The following is a 26,791-nucleotide window of genomic DNA, read 5'->3' on the forward strand; positions in this document are numbered from 1 at the left end:
TAGTGATTAGTGATTAGTGAAAAATTACAAAAACACTATATCCTATTGGTTTGAAGCTATCAACTTTACATCTTTGAAAATCGCGTCTCTGCCAGAACAAACAACTTAACAGCAAACAACGCTAATACTCACAACACTGAACACTAATTCTTCGGGTTGTTCAAAATTACCAAAGCAGCAATTACGCCTGGAACCCAACCGCAAATCCAAAGGATAAAAACAATTAAAATAGACCCGCAACCTTTATCTAAAACCGCTAAAGGAGGACATAAAATAGAAAGTAGCACGCGCCAAAAACTCATAACAAATGTAATTTAATAATGGATGTATCTATAGGACTCAAAAAGTGCCAAAACGTTACAGGCGATTTTCAGAACAATATATTGAAATCCTAATGAATAGTAATTATCTTTGTGGCTTCATAAAAAATAATCATTTTAAAAATATGTCGCAGTTATCAGAAGTGGAAATCGTAAGAAGAGAGAAGCTTGCCAAATTACGTGAGTTAGGTATTAACCCATATCCCGCAGATTTATATCCTGTAAAAGAAACATCAAAACAGGTGAAACAGAATTTTTCTGAAGGTAAAAAGGTAGTACTTGCTGGCCGATTAATGTCGCGACGTATTCAAGGAAATGCTAGTTTTGCAGAACTTCAAGATAGTGCGGGTCGTATTCAAGTATATTTTAATCGCGATGAAATTTGCACAGGAGAAGATAAAACAAAATACAACACCATATATAAAAAGCTTCTGGATATTGGCGATTTTATAGGTATTGAAGGTGAACTTTTTACAACCCAAGTAGGCGAAAAAACCGTTATGGTTAAAGACTTCACCTTATTAAGTAAAACGCTAAAACCCTTACCACAACCCCGTGAAGATGCTGAAGGTAAAATTCATGATGCCTTTACAGATCCAGAGCAACGTTACAGACAACGCTATGCTGATTTGGTGGTGAATCCGCATGTAAAAGAAATTTTCATTAAACGCACCAAACTGTATACAGCTATGCGTAATTTTTTTAACGACGCTGGCTACTTTGAAGTGGAAACGCCCATTTTACAACCTATTCCTGGCGGTGCAGCAGCCCGACCATTTATAACACACCACAACAGTTTGGATATACCTTTGTATATGCGAATTGCCAACGAATTATACCTAAAACGCCTAATAGTTGGTGGTTTTGATGGTGTTTATGAGTTTTCTAAAAACTTCCGTAACGAAGGTATGGACAGAACCCATAATCCGGAATTTACGGCTATGGAAATTTATGTTTCCTATAAAGATTACAATTGGATGATGGATTTTTGTGAGCAGTTATTGGAGCATTGTGCAATTGCTGTAAACGGAACATCTAAAGCTACTTTTGGCGAACACAGCATAGATTTTAAAGCACCATATGCACGTGTTACTATGGCGGAATCCATAGCACATTTTACCGGATTTGATATTACAGGAAAAAGCGAAGCTGAAATTTTTGAAGCCGCCAAAGGCATGGGGATTTCTGTAGATAAAACCATGGGTAAAGGCAAACTGATTGATGAAATTTTTGGTGAAAAGTGCGAAGGAAATTACATCCAACCAACTTTTATTACCGATTATCCAAAGGAAATGAGCCCGTTATGTAAAGAGCATAGAGACAATCCAGAATTAACCGAACGTTTTGAACTCATGGTTTGCGGTAAAGAAATTGCCAATGCCTATTCAGAATTAAATGACCCAATAGATCAGCGCGAACGTTTTGAACACCAATTAAAATTAGCCGCTAAAGGTGATGATGAAGCTACCGAATTTATTGATTACGACTTTTTACGTGCTTTAGAATACGGTATGCCACCAACATCAGGTATGGGAATTGGTATGGACCGTCTCATTATGTTCCTAACCAACAACCAGTCCATTCAGGAAGTTTTATTCTTCCCACAAATGCGGCCGGAGAAAAAGCAAGTGGCCATTAGCGAAGATGCCAAAGCCGTTTTAGAAATTCTAAAAAAATCAGAACGCATAGCTTTGAACTCGTTAAAAGAAGCATCTGGATTAAGTAATAAAAAATGGGATAAAGCCATCAAAGACTTAACCAAAAATAAAGTCGCTAAAGTTAAAAAAACGGATGATGGTTTATTTGTTGAAATTGAATAATTCAACTATCGAAGATAAAAAGAACTGTGAAAAACAGTTCTTTTTGTTTTAAATATTATCTTATTTTTAATGCCCAACCGAGTTTAAGAAAACAATTAATCCCCCAATTAAATTGTTATGAAGCGCCTACTATCCTCTTTATTTAACACCATAATACAAAACACGTTATTATTCCCTGTTATTACATTTCTAGCAATAACCACATTGGTTTTTACGTTATGGCATAAATCCATTGAAGACTACCATATCTGGACAAAACAACAACTACGCCAAGCTGGAGATATAAGTACTCAAGAGTTTAATACAACTATAAAGGGAGAAATTATAAGACTTGAAAATATAAAGAAAAGATTAGAGTTTTCAAATGGAGATTATCATCAGTTTTGGGATAGTGATGTAAATATTTTACTTGAACAATCCAATTCAATCAAGTTTGTTGAATGGATTGATAGTGCCATGGTAATTCGAAAAATTAATCCTTTAAAAGGAAATGAAGCTGCATTAAAGCTTGATATTTCTAAAATTAGTTATAGAAAAAAAGAATGGATAATGCATAGTATTGATAGCAGTATAAACATTACTCCATGGTCCAAAATGACGCAAGGAGGCCATGCCTTCCTTATTGATATTCCCACCTATTATGAAAACAAATTTCAAGGCACTGTTACTGCAGGAATGGATTTTACTGAAAGTTTTAATAAATTCTCTACTAAACTAAAAGATTATTGTATTGAAGTAAGAGATAATGAGGGTACATTATTTTATGAATTTAACGCTGAAAAAAAAGTAGTTAAGGATGCTAGTTTTAGTTACAAAAGTGAGTTAACTATTGACTATTTAGACAAACAATTGTGGAATGTAAAACTTTACCCAACCAACGATTTATTGTTTTTAACCAATAAGCGCGCTTTCATTAATTATACATTACTTTTTGGGATAATACTATCTTTGCTAATAAGCATGCTAATTTACTTTTACATCAAATCTTTAAAAGCCACTGCTCGTGCTTTAAAAATTAACACCAAATTAGCAAATGTAAACACGCGGTTAAAACAAGAAAAACAAAAAGCAGACCAAGCTTCAAAAGCAAAAACAGACTTTTTATCTAATATGAGTCATGAAATCCGCACACCACTTCATGCCATTTTAGGGTTTATCCAAGTTTTAAAAGAAGGTAATATACAACAGGAGGACAAGGAATATGTTCACTTAATGGACAGGTCATCTAACAACCTTTTAACAATTGTAAACGACATATTAGAAATCCATAAAATAGAATCAGGAACAGTTACTATTGAAGAACAATTATTTTGTCCATCTTTAAAGTTAAAAGAACTCGTTGAGACGTATGAGTATCTCTTCAAAGAAAAAGGTCTTTATTTGAATTTAGACTTAACCAAGTCTGATGGACTGTATGTGGTGAGTGATATGAGTAAGTATTCTCAAATCATAACAAACCTATTAAAAAATGCATTGAAATTCACTTTAAAAGGCGGTATTACTGTACTTTATAAAGAAGAACGAATTGCACAAAAATTAAGATTAAGGATTAGCATTAAGGATTCCGGAATTGGAATTTCTAAAAGTAAATTAGCAACCATATTCGAACGATTTACACAAATTGATAGTAGTCTTAAAAAGCAACATGAAGGAAGTGGTCTAGGGTTAGCAATTAGTAAAGATTTTGCCGACCTTTTGGATGGCTCTATAACCGTTAAAAGTGAGCTTGATAAAGGCAGTGAGTTCATATTTACCGCCATGTTAAATATTAGTCAACATAATACTTTACAAATAATTGAAACGTTTGAAAATTTAAAATTACCCAACCTTAAAGTTTTGGTGGTTGATGATAATACAGTTAATGTCATTGTTTTAAAAAAACTACTCGAAGATATTGATATCCATGTAGATTCCGCAACTAATGGGCAAATTGCTATAGAACAATTTCGGTCTAAAAATTACAATTTAATATTTATGGACATACACATGCCACAAATGGATGGTTATGAAGCTACCGAAATTATTAGAAAAGAGGACAACGAAATAATTATTATTGGTCTTTCAGCAAATGTAACTTCTACAGCCATTCAAAAAGCAATGGACAGTGGCATGAATAATTATATTACAAAACCATTTACTAAAGAAAGGCTTTACAAACTTTTATTAAACTATTTTTCATAAAGCTATTTTAACATTAAATTAAAATTTGTATATTTTGTTGAAATAAATTCATTTAAAATGAAAACCTCATTATTAACCCTGCTCTTTGTTTTGGCAGCAAATTATTTAATGCATGCCCAAACTATTAACACCAATGCATCAGTAGTAGAGTTTAAAATTTCAGCAGGTGCTATATTTAATGTAGATGGAACCTTTACAGGCATGCAAGGCAATTTTAATTTTGATGAATCGGATATAAATAATGCCAATTTTGATATTTGTATAGATGCCAAAACAATAAATACAGACAACAACAAACGCGACACCCATTTACGCTCTGCTGATTTTTTTGAAGTAGACACCTATCCAACTATCTGTTATAAGTCTACTTCCGTTATAAAAACGGATTCGGGCTACGCCACTACAGGCGCACTAACCATTCATGGTGTTACCAAACAAGTAACAATTCCTTTTACCTTTATAAACAACACCTTTAAAGGTGCTCTTGAAATTAACCGTTTTGATTATAATATTGGTGAAGATTTTGGAACCTTCCGGGTGGGAACCACGGCAAGTGTTCAGATAACATGCCGAGTAAAGTAAATGCTTCATTTTTCCTTCTTTGTTAAAATTTGAACTATTTTAGCATTTTAAACCCCAATTATGAAATTATCTTACCTAACATTTACCTTATTATTACTTTTCGTTTACCCAAAAAATACATCAGCACAGGGCTATAATTCGTTTTATGGCAGTGTTGTAAACAACGTTTCGGCCGCAAACATTTTAGCAGATTTAACAACCTTTGAAGGTTTTGGTATTAAAGAATTAGGCTCTACCCAATTAAACAACACTAAAAATTGGCTCGTAGATCGTTATCAAAATTTAGGTTATACCGCTATTGAGGAACAAGCATTTTCCGTTTCAGGAAATACCACTTATAATGTAATTGTTACTAAAACAGGAAGTTTATATCCCAATACTTATGTTATAATTGATGCACATTACGATACTATTAATGGTCCTGGAACTAATGATAATGGCTCCGGAACTGTTTTATTATTAGAAATGGCGCGACTTTTTGCCAATGTAGATACCGAATATTCTATAAAATTTATTCACTTCAGTGGCGAAGAACTAGGTCTATTAGGCAGTAATTATTACGTTAACAATACGGTTAACCCTGAAAATTTAGATATTAAATTAGTTTTAAATATAGATCAAGTTGGTGGTACAAATGGCGCTAGTAATTCGACAATTGTTTGCGAAGAAGACCGAAGTAATCCGTCAGGAAACAATGCGGCTTCATCTGCTGTAACGCAAACTTTAGCTACCTGCATGGAACTCTACTCGACTTTAAATACGGAAATTTCTTATGCCTATGGTTCCGATTATGTACCTTTTGAAAACAACGGCGAAATAATAACGGGTTTATATGAAAAAAATGAAACGCCGTATTCACATACAGCCAATGATTTACTAGCAAATATGGATCCTAATTATCTGTTTCAAGTTACAAAAGGTGCGCTTGGCGCGGCTTTAGAATTTGCAGTTTCTACCAATCCATTAAGTATTGAATCACATAATATAAATGGTGATATTAGCGTATTCCCAAACCCAACATCTGGAAATTTAAATATTCAACTAACAAATGCTTTAGGCAAAAATACGACTCTAACAATCTATAATATGATTGGAAAAAGCGTTTTTGCGACCCAATTTCATACCAGTAATAACGTTGTAGATTTATCAAATCTAGCTCGTGGTTTATATTTAGCCGTAATTGAAAATGGTTCTCAAAAAACAACCAAAAAAATTATTCTTAACTAAGCATACATTAATCACGAATTAAAGGCATCGTACTGCAGCGCAACAAGCCTTCCTGCTTTGCTATTTCGGCATAAGGAACTTCTTCAACGGTTATACCATTGCTGCGTAACCATGTATTTAAGCGGGTAAAATTCTTTTCGGAGATCACAACGTCTTCTGAAATAGAAAATACATTACTATTCATATTATACATTTCATCTCGCGTAATATGAAATAGGTTTTCTTTTCCAAATAAATCTACCAAATACATATAATCGCTTTCCTCACGGAAACCACTTTTATAAATAATGCCGTTATTTTTTCCAACCGGTTGAAAGCAGCAATCCAAATGAAGTGCGTTATCACGAGGTTCTATTTTAGATTTCACCAAATCGAATTCCTTAACAATTTTATTCGGAAACAAATCTTTTATATATTGAACCCCAGCCATATTGGTTCTGGCCGTGATATAGTTTTTATAATCACTCCCCTTATAGGTTCCAACAAAAATATAATCATTCCAAAGCATGACATCACCACCTTCAATATGAACATCTTCAGGCGGGCGAACTACTTTTTTCGGGTCTATCTGATCAATAATATATTGAACAGCTTCCAACTCCTCTTCACGATTAGGTAGTATATTAGCTTTTACAAATACATCATCAATAACAAAGGCTATATCGCGTGTAAAAATCTGATTGCAGTCTTCTATTAGTTCTGGTCTGTAAACTTTAACATTATACTTCTCAAAAACATCAGCCACGGCTTGCATTTCTTTAACCATATCCGCTTCTATAGGGTAGGTTCCTGCTTTTATGTGCTCCAATGATTTTGGATCATAAGCTTCATCTTCTGTTGGTGTTGGACCATTACTAATGGCTGTACCTAATACAACGGCACGTAATCTAGATGTTTCGTTTTTAACGTTTAATTTTAGCATAGCATAAATATAAAAAAGCTTCATTAATAAAAATGAAGCTTTTGTATGGTATATAAAATATTATCTTTTATCAATAGTCTTAAATGGCCTTAAGGTTTCGCCTACATAAATCTGACGTGGACGACCAATTGGCTCATTATTCAAACGCATTTCTTTCCATTGCGAAATCCATCCTGGTAAACGACCTAAAGCAAACATTACTGTAAACATATCGGTTGGAATACCCATGGCTCTATAAATAATTCCCGAGTAGAAATCGACATTTGGATATAATTTACGATCTACAAAATACGGATCTTGTAGCGCTTCTTGCTCCAATGCTTTTGCAATATTTAAAATTGGATCTTCAACCCCTAAATCGCTTAAAATTTCGTCTGCTGCTTTTTTAATGATTTTAGCTCGTGGATCGAAATTCTTATAAACACGATGTCCGAAGCCCATTAATCTGAATGGATCTTCTTTATCTTTAGCTTTCGCCATGTATTTTGCTGTGTCTCCACCATCGGCATTAATAGCTTCAAGCATTTCCAATACAGCTTGATTAGCACCACCATGAAGAGGTCCCCAAAGTGCCGAAATACCCGTAGAAAGAGATGCAAATAATCCAACATGAGATGAACCTGCAATTCTTACGGTTGAAGTGGAACAGTTTTGCTCATGATCGGCATGAAGAATCAATAACTTATCCAACGCATTAATTACAACAGGATTAAATTTATATTCTTCATTAGGTTGCTTAAACATCATTTTTAAGATGTTTTCAACATAGCCTAAATTTTTGTCGCCATAGTCTAATGGCAAGCCATTTTTCTTTCTAAACGTCCAGGCTACTAATACCGGGAATTTACCCAATATTTTTACAATAGCTTTGTACATATCCTCTTCGGAATTCACATTTACAGAAGATGGGTTGAAAGCCGTTAACGCACTAGTTAACGATGCAATAACACCCATTGGATGTGCTGATTTTGGAAATGCATCCACTATTTTGCGAACATCTTCATCTACAACAGACTGTGCTTTGATATCCGTATGGAATTTATCTAACTGGGCTTGCGTTGGTAATTCACCAAAAATTAATAAGTAAGCAACCTCTAAAAAATCAGCTTTTTCAGCTAGCTCTTCAATAGAATAACCACGGTACCTTAAAATTCCTTTTTCACCATCTAAAAACGTAATTGCGCTTTCGCAAGAACCTGTATTTTTATAGCCTGGATCTAAAGTTACAACGCCATTGGTTGCACTTCTTAAATTTTTAATATCGATTCCAACTTCATTTTCTGTTCCTTTAATTAAAGGAAATTCGTGCTTCTCGCCATTAATTTCTAAAGTAGCTGTGTTTGCCATATATCTATTTAATTATTATGATGTTTATTTGAATTCTTTCGGGAATACGAAAATACGAAATATCTCCCTATTTTTAAAGTCAATTAACAAGGTTTTATCAATAAAGATATTGGCAAAACTGATGCAAAAAATAGCGATTATTAGGCTTTTAACAATCGCTATTTAAAATATTATGTTTTATAAAGTTTATTGACCTCTACCTTTTAACTTTAAAGGCTTTGTCTTTTGGAAAGTAAGCCGTATCGCCCAATTCTTCTTCTATACGTAATAATTGGTTGTATTTTGCCATACGATCACTACGAGATGCCGAACCTGTTTTAATTTGTCCACAATTTAAAGCTACTGCTAAATCCGCAATGGTATAATCTTCTGTTTCACCTGAACGGTGAGACATAACAGATGTATAGCCAGCATTATGTGCCATATTTACGGCTGCAATGGTTTCTGTTAGCGTCCCAATTTGGTTGACTTTAATTAGAATGGAATTTGCGGTTTGGGAATCAATTCCTTTAGATAAACGCTCCACATTAGTTACAAACAAATCATCGCCCACTAATTGTACGTTATCACCAATTAATTCGGTTAAATATTTCCAACCGTCCCAATCGTTTTCATCCATAGCATCTTCTACAGAGATAATCGGATATTTACGACATAATTCTGCGATATAATCAGCTTGTTCTTTGCTGGTTCTCACTTGACCTTTGGTGCCTTCAAATTTTGTGTAATCGTAATTTCCGTTCACATAAAATTCGGCAGCAGCACAATCCAAAGCAATCATTACATCATCGCCTAGTTTATAACCTGCGTTATCTACTGCTTTTTTAATGGTATCCAAAGCATCCTCGGTTCCGCCTTCCAAATTAGGAGCAAAACCACCTTCATCACCAACGGCTGTACTTAATCCACGATCATGCAACACCTTTTTAAGGTGATGGAAAATTTCGGTTCCCATTTGCATGGCATGACTGAAATTTTTTGCTTTAACGGGCATAACCATAAATTCTTGGAATGCAATAGGAGCATCACTATGAGAACCGCCATTAATGATATTCATCATTGGTACGGGAAGTGTATTGGCTGATACACCACCTACATAACGGTATAATGGTAAACCCAACTCATTGGCAGCGGCTTTTGCGGCAGCCAGAGAAACACCCAAAATAGCATTGGCTCCCAATTTTGATTTATTTGGTGTACCATCTAATTCCATCATGACTTGGTCTATCGTATTTTGTTCAAATACAGATGTACCTAGTAATTCTTGCGCAATAATGGTATTGACATTTTTAATAGCTTTAGTCACACCTTTTCCCATGTAAGCCGTTCCACCATCGCGTAATTCAACCGCTTCATGTTCGCCAGTGGAAGCACCGGAAGGGACAGCTGCGCGCCCTAAAAAACCGTTTTCTGTAGTAACATCTACTTCTATAGTTGGATTACCACGTGAATCTAAAATTTGTCTGGCGTGAATGTCTATAATTATGCTCATAAGATTAATTTTAAGTTTACTATTTAGCAGTTTACATTTATGGTTTTCTTTGATACACGGAAACTGCCAATTTATACTATTATATTTATAATAAATAAACCTCAAAGAATTAGATAGTTCCTTGAGGTTTTAGGATTATGCGTTTTTGATGTTTTCAATAAATTGGTCGAATAGATAGGAGGCATCATGCGGTCCAGGACTAGCTTCTGGATGATACTGAACTGAAAAACAATTTTTAGTTTTCATTTTAATACCGGCAACCGTATTATCATTTAAATGTACATGGGTAATTTCAATGTCTGGATGCTGTTCTGTTTCTTCTCTATTAATTGCAAAACCATGATTTTGCGATGTGATTTCACCTTTTGTGGTAATTATATTTTTAACTGGATGATTTATTCCACGATGACCATTATGCATTTTATAGGTTGAAATTCCACTAGCCAATGCAATAACTTGATGCCCTAAACAAATACCAAATAATGGTAAATTACGCTTTATAATTTCTTTAGCTAAAGTTTGTGCATCCACAAGTGGTTCAGGATCACCAGGACCATTGGATAGGAAATAGCCATGTGGTTGAAAGGCTTCTAAATCTTCAAATTTAGCATTGAAAGGAAATACTTTTATATAAGCATCTCGTTTGGCTAGATTTCTTAAGATATTCTTTTTTATCCCAATATCTAAAGCGGCTATTCTATACGTTGCATTTTCATCACCATAAAAATAGGGTTCTTTGGTAGATACTTTAGACGCTAACTCAAGGCCATCCATATTTGGAACATCTGCCAATTGTTTTTTTAAAGCCTCAATATTTTCAACATCTGTAGAAATAAGAGCATTCATAGCACCATTATCTCTTATATAGCTAACAAGTGCACGTGTGTCCACATCTGAAATAGCTAATACATTATGTTTTTCAAAAAATTGTTCTAAACTTCCTTCTGCGGAAGGTCTTGAATAATTGTAGCTAAAATTTTTACAAATAAGTCCCGATATTTTAACGGATTCAGATTCCATTTCATCTGCATGGGTTCCATAGTTACCAATATGCGCATTGGTGGCAACCATTAACTGTCCAAAATAAGATGGATCTGTAAAAATTTCTTGATAACCGGTTGTTCCTGTATTGAAACACACTTCGCCAAAAGCAGTTCCTTTAATTCCAATTGATTTTCCGTGGAAAATGGTTCCGTCGGATAAAAGAACGATGGCTTTTTCTCTTTTGTTATATTTCATATCTAAAAAAAGGTTTTGCAAAATTGCATAAAAAAAAGGATAAACTAAAATGTTTATCCTTTTTTAAAACCTAAAGTTTCAAAAAACTTTAAAGTGTTTTATTATAACGTAACATTTTCAAGAAATCTTCTTCATTTTTAATAGATAAATCATTCTCATTTACAAAATCTTTTAACTGCTTTTCATTTTCTTTGAAAAGGGTTTTAAATGTTTTATTGTTGAGTTTAATCTCATCCAGTTTATCATTTTGAAGTAAATAGAAATCCGTGTAAACAAAATACTTATCGTTACTTATTTTCTCTTTGGTCATTTTACTAACCGATCCAGCTATAATTTTAGCATTGATGCGTTTTAGAATCGTAAAGTCATTGCTCTGATCTAATACAAAAAAGTATTTCATTTTATCACCTTCATCTTTGAGCTTTAGCACTTTTATATTATTGATTAACGCAAAATCAATATCCTTGTCATTAAATTCATAGAATTTACCTTCTTCTAGTTTGATAACCAATTTATCACTCATTCCGTTATAGTTACCATTATTAAATTTGTAATATTTATCATCCATAGTATGGATAACGAGTTCATTATCCTCGCCTTCAAAGCCGAGTGGTGAACCCTCTACATAGTTGGGAGAGTTTGGATCACTTTGATTTGCATTTAAAGCATCGTTTAAAAAGGATTCAGATCCAAAAAAGTCTTGGGCTGGTAATTTCTGATTAGGCAATAATTGAATTGGTGGACCTATTTGGTAATTACCTTCTTGTGAAAAACCGACTGCGCAAATACTTAACAAAAAGATGATTAAATGTGTTTTCATGATAGATTATGGATTAAAATTTTATTACATTAAGGTAGGTATAAAAATTAAGTTAGACAAGCATAGTATGAATATATAACTAGTAAATAAGAAAATAGGGCATAAAAAAAGGGATAATCCATAATGGGTATCCCTTTTCTATAAGTAATATAATTTCTACAATGTAGAATAATAATTAAAAATCTTTAAGAAATCGGTTTCCTCTTTGATATTTAATTTGTTTTCTTTTATAAAACTTTTTATCTGTGTTTGCTTATCTGGAAACAATTCAGAGATTAGCTTTTTCTTTAGTTTAAGTTCTTCTAATTCCTCGCCATTCTTGATATATAAATCTTCAACCAAGTAATATCTGTCATTTGATGTACGGGCTTGAGTCATTTTGTTTACTCCACCTGGCTTAATTTTAGCAACCCTCTTTTTTAGAATATAAATACTGTCGTGAGAAGCTAATACTTCATAATAACGAGCTCTTTCTTTTTCGCCACTAAAGCGTTTCATTTTTTTGTTATTTAAAAGCGCAAAATCAATAGTTAACGTATTCATTACATAAATAGAATCCTTATTTAATACAGAAACAAACTGATCACTTTGAGCATTATAATTACCGTTTGGAATATTAAATTTCGTACCATCTTTAGCTACTAAAATTAATTTATTATTGCCTTCTTCAAACGCCAAAGGTGTACCATCTACAGAATATCTATTTACATTCGGAAGCCATGAACCTCTTGAATTTAAGGCTTCCATGGATTGACCTAGAGTATTACTTTGAGTTCCTTGTAAATTTGATAACCCACCATTCGATCCTTGCGCGAATGACATTAATGTTGAAAGTGCTATAACAGCTAGTAAAAAACAGTTTTTCATAAATATTTTTTTTATTAATAGAAACAAAAATAGGATAAATTTTTACAATTTATCCTATTAGCGCACTGCGTTAACATAAATTAACGTTTATTCCTCTTCTTCGTTTGAAGCTTTTGTTTCTGTAGCAGGTGCAGCTGCTGGTTTAGAACCACCTCTTCTACTTCTACGTGTTGTTTTCTTAGTTGCTTTATCAGCATTGTAGATTTCGTTATAATCAACTAACTCTATCATAGCCATATCAGCGTTATCTCCTAAACGATTACCTAATTTGATAATACGTGTATAACCACCTGGACGATCAGCAATTTTTGGTGCTACATCTCTGAATAATTCAGTAACTGCCTCTTTTTGTCTCAATCTAGCCATAACAATACGTCTGTTGTGAGTCGTATCTTCTTTAGATTTTGTAATCATTGGCTCAACAAATTGCTTTAAGGCTTTTGCTTTAGCAACTGTTGTGTTAATACGCTTATGTTCAATTAATGAACAAGCCATATTAGCTAACATTGACTTTCTGTGTGCAGTTTTTCTGCTTAAGTGGTTTACTTTTTTTCCGTGTCTCATGACATTTGTTTTATCATCTTGCTACTAAACTCGACATCGAGGAGCAAAATATGATTAATTAATCTTTATCTAATTTGTATTTTGATAAGTCCATTCCGAAATTAAGTCCTTTAACGTTTACAAGCTCTTCTAGCTCTGTTAAAGATTTTTTACCGAAGTTACGGAACTTCATTAAATCGTTTTTGTTGAATGATACCAAGTCGCCTAAAGTATCAACTTCAGCAGCTTTTAAACAGTTTAATGCACGTACTGACAAGTCCATATCAACCAATTTGGTTTTCAATAATTGTCTCATATGAAGTGATTCCTCATCATATGTTTCAGTCTGTGCAATTTCATCAGCTTCTAATGTAATACGCTCATCGGAGAATAACATGAAGTGGTGAATAAGTGTTTTAGCAGCTTCAGTTAACGCATCTTGTGGGCTAATTGAACCATCAGTAATGATTTCGAAAACTAATTTTTCGTAATCTGTTTTTTGCTCTACACGGAAATTTTCAATGCTATATTTAACATTTTTGATTGGTGTGTAAATAGAGTCAGTAAAAATAGTACCTATTGGCGCAGAAGCTTTTTTATTTTCTTCAGCAGGAACATAACCTCTACCTTTTTCTATGGTGATTTCCATATTGATATTTACTTTAGGATCTAAATTACAGATTACTAATTCTGAATTTAATACTTGGAATCCTGAAATAAATTTTTGAAAATCTCCAGCTTTAATTTGATCTTGACCAGAAATAGAAATAGAAACAGATTCGTTATCTACATCTTCAATTTGTCTCTTAAAACGTACTTGCTTTAAGTTTAAAATGATTTCTGTAACATCTTCAACCACACCAGCAATTGTTGAGAATTCATGGTCTACACCTTCAATTCTAACGGATGTAATTGCAAATCCTTCTAAAGAAGATAATAATACTCTTCTTAAAGCGTTTCCTACTGTTAAACCATATCCTGGCTCTAAAGGTCTGAACTCGAATTTACCTTCGAAATCAGTAGAGTCAATCATGATTACTTTATCGGGTTTCTGGAAATTAAATACTGCCATATTTGTCTTCGTTTTAATTGTTATTTAGTTGCGCGATTTAAAAGTATGAAGAAGACTAATAAATCCTTTGGCTAAATAGCAATATATTAGGTTATTATTTAGAATAAAGTTCTACGATGAATTGCTCGTTGATATTTTCAGGAATTTGAAGTCTAGCAGGAACAGATACATAGGTACCTTCTGATGTAGAGTTATTCCAAGTAATCCATTCGTAAACGTTACTTGAATTCGCTAAAGAGTTAGTAATAGCTTCAAGTGATTTTGATTTTTCTCTAACGGCAACAACATCTCCAGCTTTAAGTTGGTAAGATGGAATGTTTACTAAATTACCATTTACAGTAATATGTCTGTGAGAAACTAATTGTCTAGCACCACTTCTAGAAGGAGAAATTCCCATTCTAAAAACAACGTTATCTAAACGTGACTCACATAATTGTAACAACACCTCCCCTGTAATTCCAGGAGCAGCTGTTGCTTTTTTAAACATATTTCTGAATTGTTTTTCTAAAATACCGTAGGTATATTTAGCTTTTTGCTTCTCCATTAATTGGATTGCATATTCAGATTTCTTACCACGACGCTTGTTTGCACCATGTTGACCTGGAGGGTAGTTTCTTTTTTCAAAAGATTTATCTTCTCCGTAAATAGCTTCGCCAAATTTACGAGCTATTTTAGTTTTAGGACCAGTATATCTTGCCATTTTAAAAATTTGTTATGAGAGTGATTATGAATTAAGGTCTTAATCTTATCCTTCGATAACCGTTAATCTCTCGTTGATACTTGTTTATAATTTATTTTTTCAGTTTGCAAATTTACATATAAATATTGACATCAACTATAAAAATATAGTTGATGTCAAATTTAAGTTATATATAAATTATACACGTCTTCTTTTTGGAGGACGACATCCATTATGTGGTAATGGTGTAACATCAATAATTTCTGTTACTTCAATACCTGCATTGTGGATAGATCGGATAGCAGATTCTCTACCATTACCTGGACCTTTAACATACACTTTCACTTTCTTTAAGCCCGCTTCTGTTGCTACAGCTGCAGCATCTTCAGCAGCTAATTGCGCTGCATAAGGTGTGTTTTTTTTAGATCCACGGAATCCCATTTTACCTGCTGATGACCATGAAATTACATCGCCTTTTTTGTTGGTAAGGGAAACAATGATATTGTTAAATGAAGCCGTTATGTGTGCTTCACCAACAGCGTCTACTATTACTTTACGTTTTTTTGTACTTGACTTTGCCATATGATTATAGTTTCTAGTTGTTAGTTTTTAGTTGTTAGAATCCTAAACATTGCTATTTCAAACAGATTCATCTAACGGCTAAACTCTAATGACTAATGTCTATTTATTATTTAGTTGCCATTTTTTTGTTAGCAACAGTTTTTCTTCTACCTTTTCTAGTTCTAGAGTTGTTCTTAGTACGTTGACCACGTAATGGAAGTCCAGATCTATGACGAATACCTCTGTAACATCCAATATCCATTAATCGCTTAATGTTTAATTGTGTTTCAGAACGTAATTCACCTTCAATAGTGAACGATCCAACAGATTCACGAATGTTTCCAATTTCGTCGTCCGTCCAATCTTGAACTTTAGTACTTTCTTCAACTTTAGCTTGTGCTAAAATTTCTTTTGCTCTACTTCTACCTATTCCATAGATATACGTAAGCGAGATAACACCTCTTTTGTTTTTTGGTATGTCTACACCTGCAATTCTTGCCATAATTATCCTTGTCTTTGTTTGAATCTAGGATTCTTTTTGTTAATCACGTAAAGTCTACCCTTTCTGCGGACGATTTTACAGTCTGCACTTCTCTTTTTAACTGATGCTCTTACTTTCATCTGTTCCTTTTTATTAGTATCTATAAGTTATTCGAGCCTTCGTTAAATCGTAAGGACTCATTTCTAATTTCACTTTATCCCCTGGTAACAACTTAATGTAATGCATACGCATTTTACCAGAAATATGTGCTGTCACAATGTGACCGTTTTCTAATTCAACACGAAACATAGCATTTGATAATGCTTCTATAATTGTTCCGTCTTGTTCAATTGCTGCCTGTTTTGCCATGGTATAATTATTGAGCTACTGCTTTTCTATTTTTACCTGTTTTCATCAAGCCATCATAATGTCTGTTTAACAAGTATGAATTTACTTGTTGCATTGTATCAATAGCCACACCCACCATAATTAAAAGTGAGGTTCCACCGAAAAACAATGCCCATCCAGATTGTACACTCATAAGTTTAACGATAATCGCCGGGAACACAGCAATAAGTGCTAAAAAGATAGAGCCAGGTAAGGTTATTTGCGACATAACTTTATCTAAATATTCAGATGTTTCTGTTCCTGGACGGATGCCTGGAATAAAACCACCACTACGCTTTAAGTCATCTGCCATTTTATTGGTAGGTACTGTAATTGCCGTATAAAAATATGTAAATACTATAATTAATAATGCAAATACTAAATTATACCAGAAACCAAATATGTCTGCAAAGTTAGTTGCCATCCATTGTCCAGTTGCCGTATCTTTCAAGAAGGATGATCCACCAATTAAACTTGGTACGAACATAATAGCTTGTGCAAATATAATTGGCATAACTCCTGAAGCATTAAGCTTTAAAGGAATATACTGTCTAGATCCAAATACGTTTTTCTCATAACCACCAGAGGCCGTTCTTCTTGCGTATTGCACCGCAATTTTTCTAACTCCCATGACCAGCATGATTGAAGCCAAAATAATTAGCAACCAGATTACCAATTCAAAAAGAATTAGCATAACACTGTTTGATTCTAATCTTGAAGATGCGTTTAGCAAAAAGTTTTTAGGTAATGTAGCAATAATACCCACCATAATTAATAATGAAATACCATTACCAATTCCTTTATCCGTAATTTTTTCACCTAACCACATCGCGAAGATACAACCAGTTACTAAAATGATAACAGATGAGAAATAAAACAAACCGCCTTGACCTAATAAGAATGCCGTTGGTGGAATTCCTAAAGCTGGTAAACTTGCTAAATATCCTGGAGCTTGAACCAAACAAATAGCAATGGTTAACCATCGTGTTATTTGATTAATTTTCTTTTGTCCACTAGCACCTTCTTTTTGTAATTTTTGCAAATACGGAATAGCAATTCCCATTAACTGAACTACAATAGAAGCCGAGATATAAGGCATAATACCCAATGCAAAAACAGAAGCATTTGCAAACGCACCTCCTGTAAAAGCATTTAATAAACCTAATAAACCGTCTTCAGTACTACCTTGTAAACCTTCTAATTGCGCCGCATCAATACCAGGTAATACAACCTGTGCACCAAAACGATAAACTAATAAAAGACCTAAAGTAACAATAATTCTGTTTCTTAATTCTTCTATTTTCCAAACATTTTTTAATGTCTCAATAAATTTCATGCGCTTAAATTAGATTATAAAGTTACTACTTCACCTCCTGCAGCTTCTATAGCAGCTTTTGCTGAAGCGGTAAACTTATGTGCAGATACTTTTAATTTTGCTTTTAATTCTCCACGTCCCATAATCTTAACAAGATCATTCTTGTTAATTAGACCAAGAGTCATTAGAGTTTCAAAATCTACTGTATCTTTAATTTTCTTATCGTCAACCAATTGTTGAAGCGTATCCAGGTTTACACCTTGATGCTCTATCCGATTGATATTCGTAAAGCCAAACTTAGGAACACGTCTTTGAAGTGGCATTTGACCACCTTCAAAACCTATTTTCTTAGAATAACCAGAACGAGATTTTGCTCCTTTGTGACCACGAGTTGCCGTACCACCTTTTCCAGAACCTTGTCCTCTACCTATTCTTTTACCTTGACTTTTAACTGAACCTTCTGCAGGTTTTAAATTACTTAAATCCATTTTTCAGTATTTTATTTTGTTTCTTCAACAGAAACTAAATGTGAAACTTTAGCTACCATACCAAGGATATTTGGTGAGGCTTCGTGCTCTACAACTTGACCAATTTTTTTAAGACCAAGAGCTTCTAAAGTTCTTTTTTGTCTTAATGTACGATTGATTGCGCTTTTAACTTTTGTTACTTTTATCTTTGCCATCGTTCTTATCCTTTAAATACTTTTTCAAGAGAAATACCTCTATCACGAGCAATTGTTTTAGCGTCTCTTAATTGCAATAATGCATCAAAAGTTGCTTTTACAACGTTATGTGGGTTAGATGAACCTTGAGATTTTGATAATACATCATGAACTCCTACTGCTTCCAAAACTGTTCTCACAGCTCCACCAGCAATAACTCCTGTACCAGGAGCCGCAGGAATAATGTTTACTCTTGCTCCACCATATTTACCTTTTTGTTCGTGTGGTAACGTTCCTTTTACAATAGGGATACGCACTAAATTTTTCTTAGCATCTTCAATTGCTTTTGCAATTGCACTAGCCACATCTTTAGATTTACCTAATCCTTGACCAACGACACCTGCTTCATTTCCAACAACAACAATTGCTGAAAATCCGAATGCTCTACCACCTTTAGTTACTTTTGTAACTCTCTGTACTCCAACTAAACGATCTTTAAGATCTAATCCACTTGGTTTTACTAGCTCTGCGCTTTTGTATTTTTGATACATAATTTCTTAAAATTTAAGTCCTGCTTCTCTAGCACCTTCTGCTAATGATTTTACTCTTCCATGATATAAATATCCACCTCTATCAAAAGAAATAGTATCTACACCCGCTTTAAGGGCTTTTTCAGCAACAGATTTTCCTACTAATGTAGCAACCTCTGCTTTTGTACCTTTTGCAGAACTAATGTCCTTATCTCTTGAAGATGCTGCACTGATAGTTTTACCAGTCACGTCATCTACAACTTGTGCATAAATTTCTTTATTGCTTCTGAAAACAGATAATCTTGGTCTAGCTTCTGTACCAGAAACTACCTTACGAACTCTGCTTTTTATTCTTAATCGTCTTTCGTTCTTTGTTAATGCCATAACTTACTTATTAAGCTGATTTACCTGCTTTTCTTCTTAATTCTTCGCCAACAAACTTCACACCTTTTCCTTTATAAGGCTCAGGTGGTCTAAAGCCGCGAATTTTAGCAGCTACTTGACCAACAAGTTGTTTATCATGAGAAGTTAATTTAATGATTGGATTTTTACCTTTATCTGAAATAGTTTCAACACTTACTTCTGGAGCAATGTCTAATACTATGTTATGAGAAAAACCTAAAGCTAAATCAAGTTTCTGACCTTGATTACTTGCTCTATATCCAACACCTACTAACTCTAAATTTTTTGTCCATCCATTAGATACACCTTCAACCATATTATTGATAAGTGATCTATAAAGACCATGTTTTGCTTTTTCGTTTTTCTTATCAGAAGAACGCTCAACTATAACATTTCCTTCTTCAACTTTAATTGTTACATCAGAAAATTCTTGTGATAATTCACCTAATTTTCCTTTAACTGTAACCACGTTATTGTTGATTTCAACTGTAACTCCTGCTGGAATTACTACTGGGTTATTACCTATTCTTGACATGTTCTATAGTCTTTTTTAATTAGTAAACGTAACAAAGTACTTCACCTCCTACATTATCTCTTTGTGCTTGTTTGCCTGTCATTACACCATGTGATGTAGAAACAATAGCAATACCAAGACCATTAAGAATTCTAGGAAGCTCTTTTGAACTTGCGTACTTACGTAAACCTGGTTTACTTATTCTTTGAATCTTCTTAATTACAGGTTCTTTCGTTTCCTTGTTGTATTTAAGGGCTATTTTAATAGTTCCTTGTACAGCTGAATCTTCAAACTTGTAACTTAAAATATATCCTTGATCGAATAATATTTTAGTGATTTCTTTCTTTAAATTAGAAGCAGGTATTTCTACTACTCTGTGGTTTGCACTCACAGCATTTCTAATTCGTGTTAAATAATCCGCGATTGGATCTGTAGTCATAATTATAAATTTGCGGTAACGGTTTTCAATCTTTTTTAGGATTAAACCTGAAACCAATTAATATTTTTTACCAACTTGCTTTTCTAACACCAGGTATTAAACCTTGGTTAGCCATTTCTCTAAACATTACACGAGAAATACCAAATGTTCTCATATAACCTTTAGGTCTTCCTGTAAGCTTACAACGGTTATGTTGACGCACAGGCGAGGCATTTTTTGGTAACCTTTGTAGTGCTTCATAATCGCCAGCTTCTTTTAAAGCTTTGCGCTTTTCAGCATATTTAGCTACTGTTTTTGCTCTCTTTACCTCACGGGCTTTCATTGATTCTTTAGCCATATCTTAATTTTTTTGAAAAGGTAATCCTAATTCGGTTAATAGTGATTTTGCTTCTTTATCAGTATCCGCATTGGTTACAAAAGTAATATCCATACCTGAAATTTTATTCACTTTATCAATGTCAATTTCTGGAAAGATAATTTGTTCTGTAATTCCTAAATTGTAGTTTCCTCTACCGTCAAAACCGGTTGCTTTAACACCATTAAAATCTCTTACTCGTGGTAAAGCTGAAGTTACTAAACGATCTAAAAATTCGTACATTTTCTCACCACGTAAAGTTACTTTAGCACCAATTGGCATTCCTTTACGTAATTTAAATGATGCAACATCCTTTTTTGAGATGGTTGCTATTGCACGTTGTCCTGTTATAGTCGTTAATTCTTCCACTGCGTGGTCAATTAACTTTTTGTCTGCAACTGCTGCACCTACACCTTTAGATAATACTATCTTTTGTAGTTTAGGCACTTGCATAACATTGTTATAACCAAATTCATCCTTAAGAGCTGCAATTATTCTGCTGTTGTACTCTTCTTTAAGTCTCGGTGTATATCCCATAACTATATTACTTCATTTGATTTTTTAGAAAATCTCACTTTTTTGTCGCCTTCCATTCTATATCCTACACGTGTCTCTTCACCTTTAGCGGTTAATAAAGACAAGTTAGAAATATGAATAGCTGCTTCTTTTTCAACGATTCCTCCTTGAGGACTTTGTGCACTTGGTTTCATATGTTTTTTCACCATGTTCACACCCTCAACAATCGCCTTGTTCTTATCTATTAATACCTTTAGTACTTTACCTTCAGATCCTTTATGGTCTCCAGCATTAACTTTTACGGTATCTCCTGATTTAATTTTAAGCTTTGTCATTTTATTTTTCATTAAAGCACTTCAGGTGCTAATGATACAATTTTCATGAATTGTTTATCACGAAGTTCTCTAGCAACAGGACCAAATACACGTGTTCCTCTCATTTCACCCGTTGGGTTTAATAAAACACATGCGTTATCATCAAATCTAATATAAGATCCGTCTGGTCTTCTTACTTCTTTCTTAGTACGTACGACAACTGCAGTAGAAACAGCACCTTTTTTAATGCTTCCATTAGGTGTTGCATCTTTAACGGAAACAACTATTTTGTCTCCTACAGAAGCGTATCTTCTTTTAGTACCACCTAGTACACGAATGGTTAAAACCTCTTTCGCTCCGGTGTTATCAGCTACTTTTAATCTTGATTCAGTCTGTAACATAATTACTTCGCTCTTTCAATTATTTCAACTAATCTCCAACATTTAGATTTACTCATAGGTCGTGTTTCCATGATCTTTACAGTATCTCCAACGTTACAATCGTTCGTTTCATCGTGTGCAACATATTTCTTTGTTTTCAACACGAATTTTCCATACATAGGATGTTTTACTTTCTTAACTTCAGCTACCACAATAGATTTCTGCATCTTATTACTAGTAACAATTCCTACACGTTCTTTTCTTAAATTTCTTGTTTCCATCTTTCTGCAGAATTATTGTAATTCTCTTTTGGTTAATTCTGTCGCAATTCTTGCTACGGTTCTTCTTGCAGAACGCAACTGAATTGGATTTTCTAGAGGCGAAATTGCATGAGCCATTTTCATTTCTGAATAACTCTTTGTTGTCTCACCAAGTTTCTCTTGTAACTCGGCTACAGATAATTCTTTAATTTCTGATTGTTTCATAGTATCAAATAAATTATGCTTCGTAATCTCTAGCGATTATAAATTTAGTTTTAACTGGCAATTTCTGTGCTGCCAATCGTAATGCTTCCTTTGCAACGTCTAGTGGTACACCACCTACTTCAAAAAGTACGCGACCTGGCTTAACTACTGCTACCCAATATTCCACGGCACCTTTACCTTTACCCATACGTACTTCAAGAGGTTTCTTTGTAATAGGCTTGTCTGGAAAAATTTTAATCCAGATAGATCCTTCTCTCTTCATGAAACGTGTAGCGGCAATACGTGCTGCTTCAATTTGACGTGCTGTAACAAAGCTTGTGTCCATTGATTTTATACCAAAGGTTCCGCTAGATAGTAAATGCCCTCTTCCGGCATTACCTTTCATACGTCCTTTTTGTTGCTTACGAAATTTTGTTCTTTTAGGCTGTAACATTCTTTCTTTTCTTTAAACGATTACTTTCTACGACGAGGTTTTGAATCTCTGTTTCCACCACGTCCACCTTTTCCTTGCTTTTTAGATAATCCAACAAGCGGAGAAAGTTCTCTTTTACCATATACTTCACCTTTCATGATCCATACTTTAACACCTAATCTACCATAAGTAGTGTGTGCTTCAACTAAAGCATAGTCAATATCGGCTCTAAAGGTTGATAAAGGAATACGTCCTTCTTTGTAGTGTTCGCTACGTGCCATTTCAGCTCCGTTTAAACGTCCACTAATTTGAATTTTGATTCCTTCAGCATTCATTCTCATAGTTGCAGCAATGGCCATCTTAATCGCACGTCTGTATGAGATACGATTTTCAATTTGACGAGCCACACTAGATGCAACTAAAAACGCATCAAGTTCCGGTCTTTTAATTTCAAATATATTTATTTGAACTTCTTTACCAGTAATCTTTTTAAGCTCTTCCTTTAACTTGTCTACCTCTTGACCGCCTTTACCAATAATGATCCCAGGACGAGCCGTTGTGATAGTAACGGTTACAAGTTTAAGCGTACGCTCAATAATTACTCGTGAAACACTAGCTTTAGATAGACGTGCATGAACGTACTTTCTGATCTTATCGTCTTCGGCAAGTTTATCACCATAATCGTTTCCTCCGTACCAGTTAGATTCCCATCCTCTGATAATTCCTAAACGATTTCCGATTGGATTTGTTTTTTGTCCCATATCTATTTAAGCTTGTGTGTTATTGTTAGCTCCAACTACGATTGTTACGTGGTTTGAACGTTTTCTAATTCTGTGTGCACGACCTTGTGGTGCTGGACGCAATCTCTTTAACATTGAGCCACCATCTACACGGATCTCCTTAACAAATAATTCAGCATCTTCAATACTTGCATCTTCGTTCTTCGCTTGCCAGTTTGCAATGGCAGACAATAACAAAGTCTCTAAACGACCTGATGCTTCTTTTGAGCTAAATTTTAAAATATTAAGCGCTTTTTCTACGCGTTCACCTCTTACTAAATCGGCTACTAAACGCATTTTTCTCGGTGATGTAGGACAGTTATTAAGTTTTGCAAAAGCGATTTCCTTTTTTGCTTCCTTAATAGCGTCTGCCATTTGTTTTTTACGACTTCCCATAGCTTACTACTTTTTACCTTTATTTTTAGCACCTGCATGACCTCTAAAAGATCGTGTTGGTGAAAATTCTCCTAATTTGTGCCCTACCATGTTTTCAGTTACATAAACAGGAACAAACTGACGTCCGTTATGTACTGCAATTGTTTGACCAACAAAATCTGGTGTAATCATTGAGGCTCTAGACCACGTTTTGATTACCGTTTTTTTGTTACCCTCCACATTGGAAGCCACTTTCTTCTCTAATTTATAATGAACGTAAGGTCCTTTTTTTAATGATCTTGACATGTCTTATTTCTTTCTACGTTCTACAATATATTTATTACTCGCTTTTGTTTTAGAACGGGTTCTATAACCTTTAGCAGGTATACCATTTCTAGAACGTGGATGACCACCTGAAGATTTACCTTCACCACCACCCATTGGGTGATCGACTGGGTTCATCACTACTGGTCTTGTACGAGGTCTTCTTCCTAACCATCTTGATCTACCAGCTTTACCTGATACTAACAATTGATGATCTGAATTAGATACAACACCTATTGTAGCCATACAAGTAATTAACACTAAACGTGTTTCACCTGATGGTAATTTTATAGATGCAAATTTATCACCTCTAGCCATTAACTGTGCAAATGTTCCAGCACTTCTAGCCATAACAGCTCCTTGACCTGGACGTAATTCTACACAAGAAATAATAGTTCCTAATGGAATTTGAGATAGTGGCATAGCATTACCAACTTCTGGAGCTACATTGCTGTCTCCGGAAACAATAGTCTGACCTACTTGTAAACCATTTTGAGCAATGATATACGCTTTCTCTCCATCTTGATAGTTTAACAACGCAATAAACGCTGTTCTGTTTGGATCATACTCGATAGACTTAACTTCAGCTGGAATTCCAGTTTTGTTACGTTTAAAATCGATAATACGATACCTTTTCTTATGACCACCACCTATGTAGCGCATAGTCATTTTTCCGCGACTGTTTCTACCACCAGACCTTTTTTTCGGAGCTAATAAACTTTTCTCCGGCTTATCAGTAGTAATGGCGTCGTAACCATTTACTACTCTAAATCGCTGTCCTGGTGTGATTGGTTTTAATTTTCTTACTGACATTTTTTGTTGTCTTTAATTACATGTTACTGTATAAATCAATCATTTCACCTTCCGCCAGTTGTACAATTGCCTTTTTAACAGCATTTGTTTTACCATGTTGAATACCAGTTTTTGTAAACTTAGTACTTCTATCTGGACGGACATTAATAGTACGAACTTTTTCAACAGAAACGCCATAAGCAGCTTCCACCGCTTTTTTGATTTCTACCTTGTTCGCCTTGGTATTCACCGCGAAAGTATAGCAGTTTCTTAACTCGCTATTAGCAGTCGCTTTTTCTGTGATTATAGGTTTAATTAAGATGTTCATCTGTTTCTTATTTACTTAAATTCGTTACAATTCCTTCTAAAGAACTCTCTAAAAGCACTACTTGATTTGCATTTAAAATCTTGTAAGTACTTATTTCCGAGCTAGTTATAACTTCAGAACCTTTTAAATTGCGTGACGACAAATATACATTATTATTTGAAGCACCCAACACAAAGAGAGATTTTTTATTGACTAGGTCTAAAGCTTTTAAAACTGCTGTGAAGTTTTTTGTTTTTGGAGACTCAAAATTAAAGTCCTCTAAAACTACGATTGATTTCTCGTTTGCTTTAATTGATAAAGCAGATTTACGAGCTAATCGTTTCACATTTTTGTTTAACTTAAAGCTATAGTTTCTAGGTCTAGGTCCGAACATACGTCCACCACCTTTAAAAAGACCAGATTTTATACTACCAGCACGCGCTGTACCTGTTCCTTTTTGTTTCTTTATTTTACGTGTACTACCAGAAATTTCTGCACGTTCTTTTGCTTTATGAGTCCCTTGTCTTTGGTTTGCTAAATATTGTTTAACATCCAAATAAACCGCATGATTATTAGGCTCAATAGCAAACACATCTTTAGACAAGTCAACTTGTCTTCCTGTGTCTTTTCCGTTTAAATCTAAAACTGCTACTTTCATTATTTTCTAATAATTACATAAGCGTTTTTATGTCCAGGAACACATCCTTTAACAACTAGTAGGTTCTTTTCAGCAACTACTTTTAAAACTCTTAAATTTTCAACTTTTACTTGATCAGTTCCCATTCTTCCTGCCATCTTCATTCCTTTAAATACTCTTGCAGGATATGAAGCCGCACCAATAGAACCAGGAGCTCTTAAACGGTTGTGTTGACCGTGAGTAGCTTGACCCACACCAGCAAAACCATGACGTTTAACAACACCTTGAAATCCTTTACCTTTAGATGTCCCAGAAATATCTACGAACTCTCCTTCAGCAAAATGCTCAACTGTTATTGCATCACCTAATTTGTACTCCTTATCAAAACCTTTAAATTCAACGATCTTGCGTTTTACAGAAGTTCCTGCTTTTTTAGCGTGACCTAGGTCCGCTTTAGTAGCGCTTTTTTCTGTCGCGTCATCGAAACCAAGTTGTACAGCACTATAACCGTCAACTTCTTCAGTTCTGACTTGGGTAACGATACATGGTCCAGCTTCGATTACTGTACATGGAATGTTTTTTCCATTTTCATCGAAGATGCTGGTCATACCGATTTTTTTTCCAATTAACCCAGACATAATTTTTCTTTATTATATTATGGACAACTCGCGATTTGTCCTGCTTGTTTGTTTATGGATGATTCGCGACTCACCC

At 34.2% G+C, this 26,791-nt stretch carries 39 protein-coding genes; 4 read left to right on the plus strand and 35 right to left on the minus strand.

Annotated elements, in window-relative coordinates; genetic code table 11:
- Positions 1-143 precede the first annotated feature (143 nt).
- Positions 144-302 (minus strand): YqaE/Pmp3 family membrane protein, encoded by a 159-nt coding sequence (locus tag ACFPH8_RS14185; protein ID WP_082986016.1) that lies wholly within the window; start codon positions 300-302, stop codon positions 144-146.
- Between the two features lie 143 nt (positions 303-445).
- Between ACFPH8_RS14185 and lysS the strand changes: the two genes are divergently transcribed.
- From lysS to ACFPH8_RS14205, 4 genes are all read left to right on the plus strand, one after another.
- Positions 446-2,140 (plus strand): lysine--tRNA ligase, encoded by a 1,695-nt coding sequence (lysS, locus tag ACFPH8_RS14190; protein WP_376861975.1) that lies wholly within the window; start codon positions 446-448, stop codon positions 2,138-2,140.
- Positions 2,141-2,257: 117 nt separating this feature from the next.
- Positions 2,258-4,321, plus strand: coding sequence for a response regulator (locus ACFPH8_RS14195; protein ID WP_376861978.1), 2,064 nt, complete (start codon positions 2,258-2,260; stop codon positions 4,319-4,321).
- A gap of 57 nt (positions 4,322-4,378) precedes the next feature.
- Entirely contained in the window at positions 4,379-4,903 is a 525-nt protein-coding gene (locus ACFPH8_RS14200; protein WP_376861980.1) for a YceI family protein, read from the plus strand.
- Between the two features lie 60 nt (positions 4,904-4,963).
- On the plus strand, positions 4,964-6,130 hold the full coding sequence (locus ACFPH8_RS14205; RefSeq protein WP_376861983.1) for a M28 family peptidase: 1,167 nt from the start codon (positions 4,964-4,966) through the stop codon (positions 6,128-6,130).
- Positions 6,131-6,137: 7 nt separating this feature from the next.
- On the opposite strand, the gene ACFPH8_RS14210 is transcribed toward ACFPH8_RS14205, so the two are convergent.
- The 34 genes from ACFPH8_RS14210 to rplC form a co-directional block, all read right to left on the minus strand.
- Positions 6,138-7,052 (minus strand): dimethylarginine dimethylaminohydrolase family protein, encoded by a 915-nt coding sequence (locus ACFPH8_RS14210; protein WP_376861985.1) that lies wholly within the window; start codon positions 7,050-7,052, stop codon positions 6,138-6,140.
- Positions 7,053-7,112: 60 nt separating this feature from the next.
- Positions 7,113-8,399, minus strand: coding sequence for a citrate synthase (locus ACFPH8_RS14215; protein WP_248398075.1), 1,287 nt, complete (start codon positions 8,397-8,399; stop codon positions 7,113-7,115).
- A gap of 196 nt (positions 8,400-8,595) precedes the next feature.
- Positions 8,596-9,891 carry a phosphopyruvate hydratase gene (gene eno, locus ACFPH8_RS14220; RefSeq protein WP_376861988.1) on the minus strand — a complete coding sequence of 432 codons (1,296 nt, stop codon included), beginning with the start codon at positions 9,889-9,891 and terminating at the stop codon, positions 8,596-8,598.
- 135 nt (positions 9,892-10,026) lie between these two features.
- Entirely contained in the window at positions 10,027-11,130 is a 1,104-nt protein-coding gene (gene carA, locus ACFPH8_RS14225) for a glutamine-hydrolyzing carbamoyl-phosphate synthase small subunit (RefSeq protein WP_376861991.1), read from the minus strand.
- Positions 11,131-11,218: 88 nt separating this feature from the next.
- The gene (locus ACFPH8_RS14230; RefSeq protein ID WP_376861994.1) at positions 11,219-11,950 is read right to left on the minus strand and encodes a hypothetical protein; all 732 of its coding nucleotides are present in this window, start codon (positions 11,948-11,950) and stop codon (positions 11,219-11,221) included.
- A gap of 156 nt (positions 11,951-12,106) precedes the next feature.
- On the minus strand, positions 12,107-12,817 hold the full coding sequence (locus tag ACFPH8_RS14235; protein WP_376861997.1) for a hypothetical protein: 711 nt from the start codon (positions 12,815-12,817) through the stop codon (positions 12,107-12,109).
- Positions 12,818-12,904: 87 nt separating this feature from the next.
- Positions 12,905-13,381, minus strand: a complete 477-nt coding sequence (gene rplQ / locus ACFPH8_RS14240; protein ID WP_376862000.1) for a 50S ribosomal protein L17 — start codon at positions 13,379-13,381, stop codon at positions 12,905-12,907.
- Positions 13,382-13,439: 58 nt separating this feature from the next.
- Positions 13,440-14,432: a DNA-directed RNA polymerase subunit alpha gene (locus tag ACFPH8_RS14245; protein WP_092209896.1), complete on the minus strand. Its 993-nt coding sequence runs from the start codon at positions 14,430-14,432 to the stop codon at positions 13,440-13,442.
- 94 nt (positions 14,433-14,526) lie between these two features.
- Positions 14,527-15,132 carry a 30S ribosomal protein S4 gene (gene rpsD, locus ACFPH8_RS14250; protein WP_376862003.1) on the minus strand — a complete coding sequence of 202 codons (606 nt, stop codon included), beginning with the start codon at positions 15,130-15,132 and terminating at the stop codon, positions 14,527-14,529.
- A 177-nt stretch (positions 15,133-15,309) separates the two neighbouring features.
- Positions 15,310-15,693 carry a 30S ribosomal protein S11 gene (gene rpsK, locus ACFPH8_RS14255; RefSeq protein WP_066252543.1) on the minus strand — a complete coding sequence of 128 codons (384 nt, stop codon included), beginning with the start codon at positions 15,691-15,693 and terminating at the stop codon, positions 15,310-15,312.
- Positions 15,694-15,799: 106 nt separating this feature from the next.
- Positions 15,800-16,174, minus strand: a complete 375-nt coding sequence (rpsM, locus tag ACFPH8_RS14260; RefSeq protein WP_066252542.1) for a 30S ribosomal protein S13 — start codon at positions 16,172-16,174, stop codon at positions 15,800-15,802.
- A 2-nt stretch (positions 16,175-16,176) separates the two neighbouring features.
- The gene (gene ykgO / locus ACFPH8_RS14265; RefSeq protein ID WP_013305171.1) at positions 16,177-16,293 is read right to left on the minus strand and encodes a type B 50S ribosomal protein L36; all 117 of its coding nucleotides are present in this window, start codon (positions 16,291-16,293) and stop codon (positions 16,177-16,179) included.
- Between the two features lie 13 nt (positions 16,294-16,306).
- A complete protein-coding gene (gene infA / locus ACFPH8_RS14270) occupies positions 16,307-16,522 on the minus strand; it encodes a translation initiation factor IF-1 (protein WP_007094967.1) in 216 nt (71 codons plus the stop codon).
- 7 nt (positions 16,523-16,529) lie between these two features.
- Entirely contained in the window at positions 16,530-17,876 is a 1,347-nt protein-coding gene (gene secY, locus ACFPH8_RS14275; RefSeq protein WP_376862016.1) for a preprotein translocase subunit SecY, read from the minus strand.
- A gap of 14 nt (positions 17,877-17,890) precedes the next feature.
- Positions 17,891-18,343: a 50S ribosomal protein L15 gene (rplO, locus tag ACFPH8_RS14280; RefSeq protein ID WP_248398063.1), complete on the minus strand. Its 453-nt coding sequence runs from the start codon at positions 18,341-18,343 to the stop codon at positions 17,891-17,893.
- Between the two features lie 11 nt (positions 18,344-18,354).
- The gene (gene rpmD / locus ACFPH8_RS14285) at positions 18,355-18,537 is read right to left on the minus strand and encodes a 50S ribosomal protein L30 (RefSeq protein WP_066252537.1); all 183 of its coding nucleotides are present in this window, start codon (positions 18,535-18,537) and stop codon (positions 18,355-18,357) included.
- Between the two features lie 5 nt (positions 18,538-18,542).
- On the minus strand, positions 18,543-19,067 hold the full coding sequence (gene rpsE, locus ACFPH8_RS14290; RefSeq protein WP_248398061.1) for a 30S ribosomal protein S5: 525 nt from the start codon (positions 19,065-19,067) through the stop codon (positions 18,543-18,545).
- A 6-nt stretch (positions 19,068-19,073) separates the two neighbouring features.
- The gene (rplR, locus tag ACFPH8_RS14295) at positions 19,074-19,430 is read right to left on the minus strand and encodes a 50S ribosomal protein L18 (protein WP_248398059.1); all 357 of its coding nucleotides are present in this window, start codon (positions 19,428-19,430) and stop codon (positions 19,074-19,076) included.
- Between the two features lie 10 nt (positions 19,431-19,440).
- Positions 19,441-19,983 (minus strand): 50S ribosomal protein L6, encoded by a 543-nt coding sequence (gene rplF / locus ACFPH8_RS14300; protein ID WP_248398056.1) that lies wholly within the window; start codon positions 19,981-19,983, stop codon positions 19,441-19,443.
- Between the two features lie 19 nt (positions 19,984-20,002).
- Positions 20,003-20,401: a 30S ribosomal protein S8 gene (gene rpsH, locus ACFPH8_RS14305; protein WP_066252528.1), complete on the minus strand. Its 399-nt coding sequence runs from the start codon at positions 20,399-20,401 to the stop codon at positions 20,003-20,005.
- A 67-nt stretch (positions 20,402-20,468) separates the two neighbouring features.
- Positions 20,469-20,738, minus strand: a complete 270-nt coding sequence (rpsN, locus tag ACFPH8_RS14310; protein WP_248398054.1) for a 30S ribosomal protein S14 — start codon at positions 20,736-20,738, stop codon at positions 20,469-20,471.
- Positions 20,739-20,741: 3 nt separating this feature from the next.
- Complete coding sequence (gene rplE / locus ACFPH8_RS14315) at positions 20,742-21,293, minus strand: 50S ribosomal protein L5 (protein WP_248398052.1); 552 nt, start codon at positions 21,291-21,293, stop codon at positions 20,742-20,744.
- Between the two features lie 2 nt (positions 21,294-21,295).
- Entirely contained in the window at positions 21,296-21,607 is a 312-nt protein-coding gene (gene rplX / locus ACFPH8_RS14320) for a 50S ribosomal protein L24 (RefSeq protein ID WP_066252580.1), read from the minus strand.
- Between the two features lie 11 nt (positions 21,608-21,618).
- Positions 21,619-21,987 (minus strand): 50S ribosomal protein L14, encoded by a 369-nt coding sequence (gene rplN, locus ACFPH8_RS14325; protein ID WP_066252521.1) that lies wholly within the window; start codon positions 21,985-21,987, stop codon positions 21,619-21,621.
- A 2-nt stretch (positions 21,988-21,989) separates the two neighbouring features.
- Entirely contained in the window at positions 21,990-22,247 is a 258-nt protein-coding gene (rpsQ, locus tag ACFPH8_RS14330) for a 30S ribosomal protein S17 (protein ID WP_248398050.1), read from the minus strand.
- A gap of 12 nt (positions 22,248-22,259) precedes the next feature.
- Entirely contained in the window at positions 22,260-22,451 is a 192-nt protein-coding gene (gene rpmC / locus ACFPH8_RS14335) for a 50S ribosomal protein L29 (protein WP_066252517.1), read from the minus strand.
- 13 nt (positions 22,452-22,464) lie between these two features.
- A complete protein-coding gene (rplP, locus tag ACFPH8_RS14340) occupies positions 22,465-22,884 on the minus strand; it encodes a 50S ribosomal protein L16 (RefSeq protein ID WP_066252514.1) in 420 nt (139 codons plus the stop codon).
- Between the two features lie 20 nt (positions 22,885-22,904).
- Positions 22,905-23,624, minus strand: a complete 720-nt coding sequence (gene rpsC / locus ACFPH8_RS14345) for a 30S ribosomal protein S3 (protein ID WP_066252512.1) — start codon at positions 23,622-23,624, stop codon at positions 22,905-22,907.
- Positions 23,625-23,630: 6 nt separating this feature from the next.
- Positions 23,631-24,038 carry a 50S ribosomal protein L22 gene (gene rplV, locus ACFPH8_RS14350; RefSeq protein ID WP_376862025.1) on the minus strand — a complete coding sequence of 136 codons (408 nt, stop codon included), beginning with the start codon at positions 24,036-24,038 and terminating at the stop codon, positions 23,631-23,633.
- Positions 24,039-24,044: 6 nt separating this feature from the next.
- The gene (gene rpsS / locus ACFPH8_RS14355; RefSeq protein WP_092209853.1) at positions 24,045-24,323 is read right to left on the minus strand and encodes a 30S ribosomal protein S19; all 279 of its coding nucleotides are present in this window, start codon (positions 24,321-24,323) and stop codon (positions 24,045-24,047) included.
- 3 nt (positions 24,324-24,326) lie between these two features.
- Positions 24,327-25,154, minus strand: coding sequence for a 50S ribosomal protein L2 (gene rplB / locus ACFPH8_RS14360; RefSeq protein WP_248398045.1), 828 nt, complete (start codon positions 25,152-25,154; stop codon positions 24,327-24,329).
- A gap of 16 nt (positions 25,155-25,170) precedes the next feature.
- Positions 25,171-25,461: a 50S ribosomal protein L23 gene (gene rplW / locus ACFPH8_RS14365; RefSeq protein WP_066252504.1), complete on the minus strand. Its 291-nt coding sequence runs from the start codon at positions 25,459-25,461 to the stop codon at positions 25,171-25,173.
- A gap of 7 nt (positions 25,462-25,468) precedes the next feature.
- Entirely contained in the window at positions 25,469-26,098 is a 630-nt protein-coding gene (rplD, locus tag ACFPH8_RS14370; RefSeq protein ID WP_248398042.1) for a 50S ribosomal protein L4, read from the minus strand.
- The gene (gene rplC, locus ACFPH8_RS14375) at positions 26,098-26,715 is read right to left on the minus strand and encodes a 50S ribosomal protein L3 (protein WP_066252500.1); all 618 of its coding nucleotides are present in this window, start codon (positions 26,713-26,715) and stop codon (positions 26,098-26,100) included. The genes rplD and rplC overlap by 1 nt, the downstream gene beginning before the upstream one ends.
- Between the last annotated feature and the right edge of the window lie 76 nt (positions 26,716-26,791).

The organism is Bizionia hallyeonensis, from assembly GCF_042657385.1.
GTDB lineage: Bacteria > Bacteroidota > Bacteroidia > Flavobacteriales > Flavobacteriaceae > Algorimicrobium > Algorimicrobium hallyeonense.

Excerpts from the sequence above, each read along its gene's own strand:
- ACFPH8_RS14185 (WP_082986016.1), bottom strand. The coding sequence starts at position 302 with ATGAGTTTTTGGCGCGTGCTACTTTCTATTTTATGTCCTCCTTTAGCG.
- lysS (WP_376861975.1), top strand. The coding sequence starts at position 446 with ATGTCGCAGTTATCAGAAGTGGAAATCGTAAGAAGAGAGAAGCTTGCC.
- ACFPH8_RS14195 (WP_376861978.1), top strand. The coding sequence starts at position 2,258 with ATGAAGCGCCTACTATCCTCTTTATTTAACACCATAATACAAAACACG.
- ACFPH8_RS14200 (WP_376861980.1), top strand. The coding sequence starts at position 4,379 with ATGAAAACCTCATTATTAACCCTGCTCTTTGTTTTGGCAGCAAATTAT.
- ACFPH8_RS14205 (WP_376861983.1), top strand. The coding sequence starts at position 4,964 with ATGAAATTATCTTACCTAACATTTACCTTATTATTACTTTTCGTTTAC.
- ACFPH8_RS14210 (WP_376861985.1), bottom strand. The coding sequence starts at position 7,052 with ATGCTAAAATTAAACGTTAAAAACGAAACATCTAGATTACGTGCCGTT.
- ACFPH8_RS14215 (WP_248398075.1), bottom strand. The coding sequence starts at position 8,399 with ATGGCAAACACAGCTACTTTAGAAATTAATGGCGAGAAGCACGAATTT.
- eno (WP_376861988.1), bottom strand. The coding sequence starts at position 9,891 with ATGAGCATAATTATAGACATTCACGCCAGACAAATTTTAGATTCACGT.
- carA (WP_376861991.1), bottom strand. The coding sequence starts at position 11,130 with ATGAAATATAACAAAAGAGAAAAAGCCATCGTTCTTTTATCCGACGGA.
- ACFPH8_RS14230 (WP_376861994.1), bottom strand. The coding sequence starts at position 11,950 with ATGAAAACACATTTAATCATCTTTTTGTTAAGTATTTGCGCAGTCGGT.
- ACFPH8_RS14235 (WP_376861997.1), bottom strand. The coding sequence starts at position 12,817 with ATGAAAAACTGTTTTTTACTAGCTGTTATAGCACTTTCAACATTAATG.
- rplQ (WP_376862000.1), bottom strand. The coding sequence starts at position 13,381 with ATGAGACACGGAAAAAAAGTAAACCACTTAAGCAGAAAAACTGCACAC.
- ACFPH8_RS14245 (WP_092209896.1), bottom strand. The coding sequence starts at position 14,432 with ATGGCAGTATTTAATTTCCAGAAACCCGATAAAGTAATCATGATTGAC.
- rpsD (WP_376862003.1), bottom strand. The coding sequence starts at position 15,132 with ATGGCAAGATATACTGGTCCTAAAACTAAAATAGCTCGTAAATTTGGC.
- rpsK (WP_066252543.1), bottom strand. The coding sequence starts at position 15,693 with ATGGCAAAGTCAAGTACAAAAAAACGTAAAGTAATAGTAGACGCTGTT.
- rpsM (WP_066252542.1), bottom strand. The coding sequence starts at position 16,174 with ATGGCAAGAATTGCAGGTGTAGACATACCAAAAAACAAAAGAGGTGTT.
- ykgO (WP_013305171.1), bottom strand. The coding sequence starts at position 16,293 with ATGAAAGTAAGAGCATCAGTTAAAAAGAGAAGTGCAGACTGTAAAATC.
- infA (WP_007094967.1), bottom strand. The coding sequence starts at position 16,522 with ATGGCAAAACAGGCAGCAATTGAACAAGACGGAACAATTATAGAAGCA.
- secY (WP_376862016.1), bottom strand. The coding sequence starts at position 17,876 with ATGAAATTTATTGAGACATTAAAAAATGTTTGGAAAATAGAAGAATTA.
- rplO (WP_248398063.1), bottom strand. The coding sequence starts at position 18,343 with ATGGATTTAAGTAATTTAAAACCTGCAGAAGGTTCAGTTAAAAGTCAA.
- rpmD (WP_066252537.1), bottom strand. The coding sequence starts at position 18,537 with ATGGCAAAGATAAAAGTAACAAAAGTTAAAAGCGCAATCAATCGTACA.
- rpsE (WP_248398061.1), bottom strand. The coding sequence starts at position 19,067 with ATGTATCAAAAATACAAAAGCGCAGAGCTAGTAAAACCAAGTGGATTA.
- rplR (WP_248398059.1), bottom strand. The coding sequence starts at position 19,430 with ATGGCATTAACAAAGAACGAAAGACGATTAAGAATAAAAAGCAGAGTT.
- rplF (WP_248398056.1), bottom strand. The coding sequence starts at position 19,983 with ATGTCAAGAATAGGTAATAACCCAGTAGTAATTCCAGCAGGAGTTACA.
- rpsH (WP_066252528.1), bottom strand. The coding sequence starts at position 20,401 with ATGACTACAGATCCAATCGCGGATTATTTAACACGAATTAGAAATGCT.
- rpsN (WP_248398054.1), bottom strand. The coding sequence starts at position 20,738 with ATGGCTAAAGAATCAATGAAAGCCCGTGAGGTAAAGAGAGCAAAAACA.
- rplE (WP_248398052.1), bottom strand. The coding sequence starts at position 21,293 with ATGGGATATACACCGAGACTTAAAGAAGAGTACAACAGCAGAATAATT.
- rplX (WP_066252580.1), bottom strand. The coding sequence starts at position 21,607 with ATGACAAAGCTTAAAATTAAATCAGGAGATACCGTAAAAGTTAATGCT.
- rplN (WP_066252521.1), bottom strand. The coding sequence starts at position 21,987 with ATGTTACAGACTGAATCAAGATTAAAAGTAGCTGATAACACCGGAGCG.
- rpsQ (WP_248398050.1), bottom strand. The coding sequence starts at position 22,247 with ATGGAAACAAGAAATTTAAGAAAAGAACGTGTAGGAATTGTTACTAGT.
- rpmC (WP_066252517.1), bottom strand. The coding sequence starts at position 22,451 with ATGAAACAATCAGAAATTAAAGAATTATCTGTAGCCGAGTTACAAGAG.
- rplP (WP_066252514.1), bottom strand. The coding sequence starts at position 22,884 with ATGTTACAGCCTAAAAGAACAAAATTTCGTAAGCAACAAAAAGGACGT.
- rpsC (WP_066252512.1), bottom strand. The coding sequence starts at position 23,624 with ATGGGACAAAAAACAAATCCAATCGGAAATCGTTTAGGAATTATCAGA.
- rplV (WP_376862025.1), bottom strand. The coding sequence starts at position 24,038 with ATGGGAAGTCGTAAAAAACAAATGGCAGACGCTATTAAGGAAGCAAAA.
- rpsS (WP_092209853.1), bottom strand. The coding sequence starts at position 24,323 with ATGTCAAGATCATTAAAAAAAGGACCTTACGTTCATTATAAATTAGAG.
- rplB (WP_248398045.1), bottom strand. The coding sequence starts at position 25,154 with ATGTCAGTAAGAAAATTAAAACCAATCACACCAGGACAGCGATTTAGA.
- rplW (WP_066252504.1), bottom strand. The coding sequence starts at position 25,461 with ATGAACATCTTAATTAAACCTATAATCACAGAAAAAGCGACTGCTAAT.
- rplD (WP_248398042.1), bottom strand. The coding sequence starts at position 26,098 with ATGAAAGTAGCAGTTTTAGATTTAAACGGAAAAGACACAGGAAGACAA.
- rplC (WP_066252500.1), bottom strand. The coding sequence starts at position 26,715 with ATGTCTGGGTTAATTGGAAAAAAAATCGGTATGACCAGCATCTTCGAT.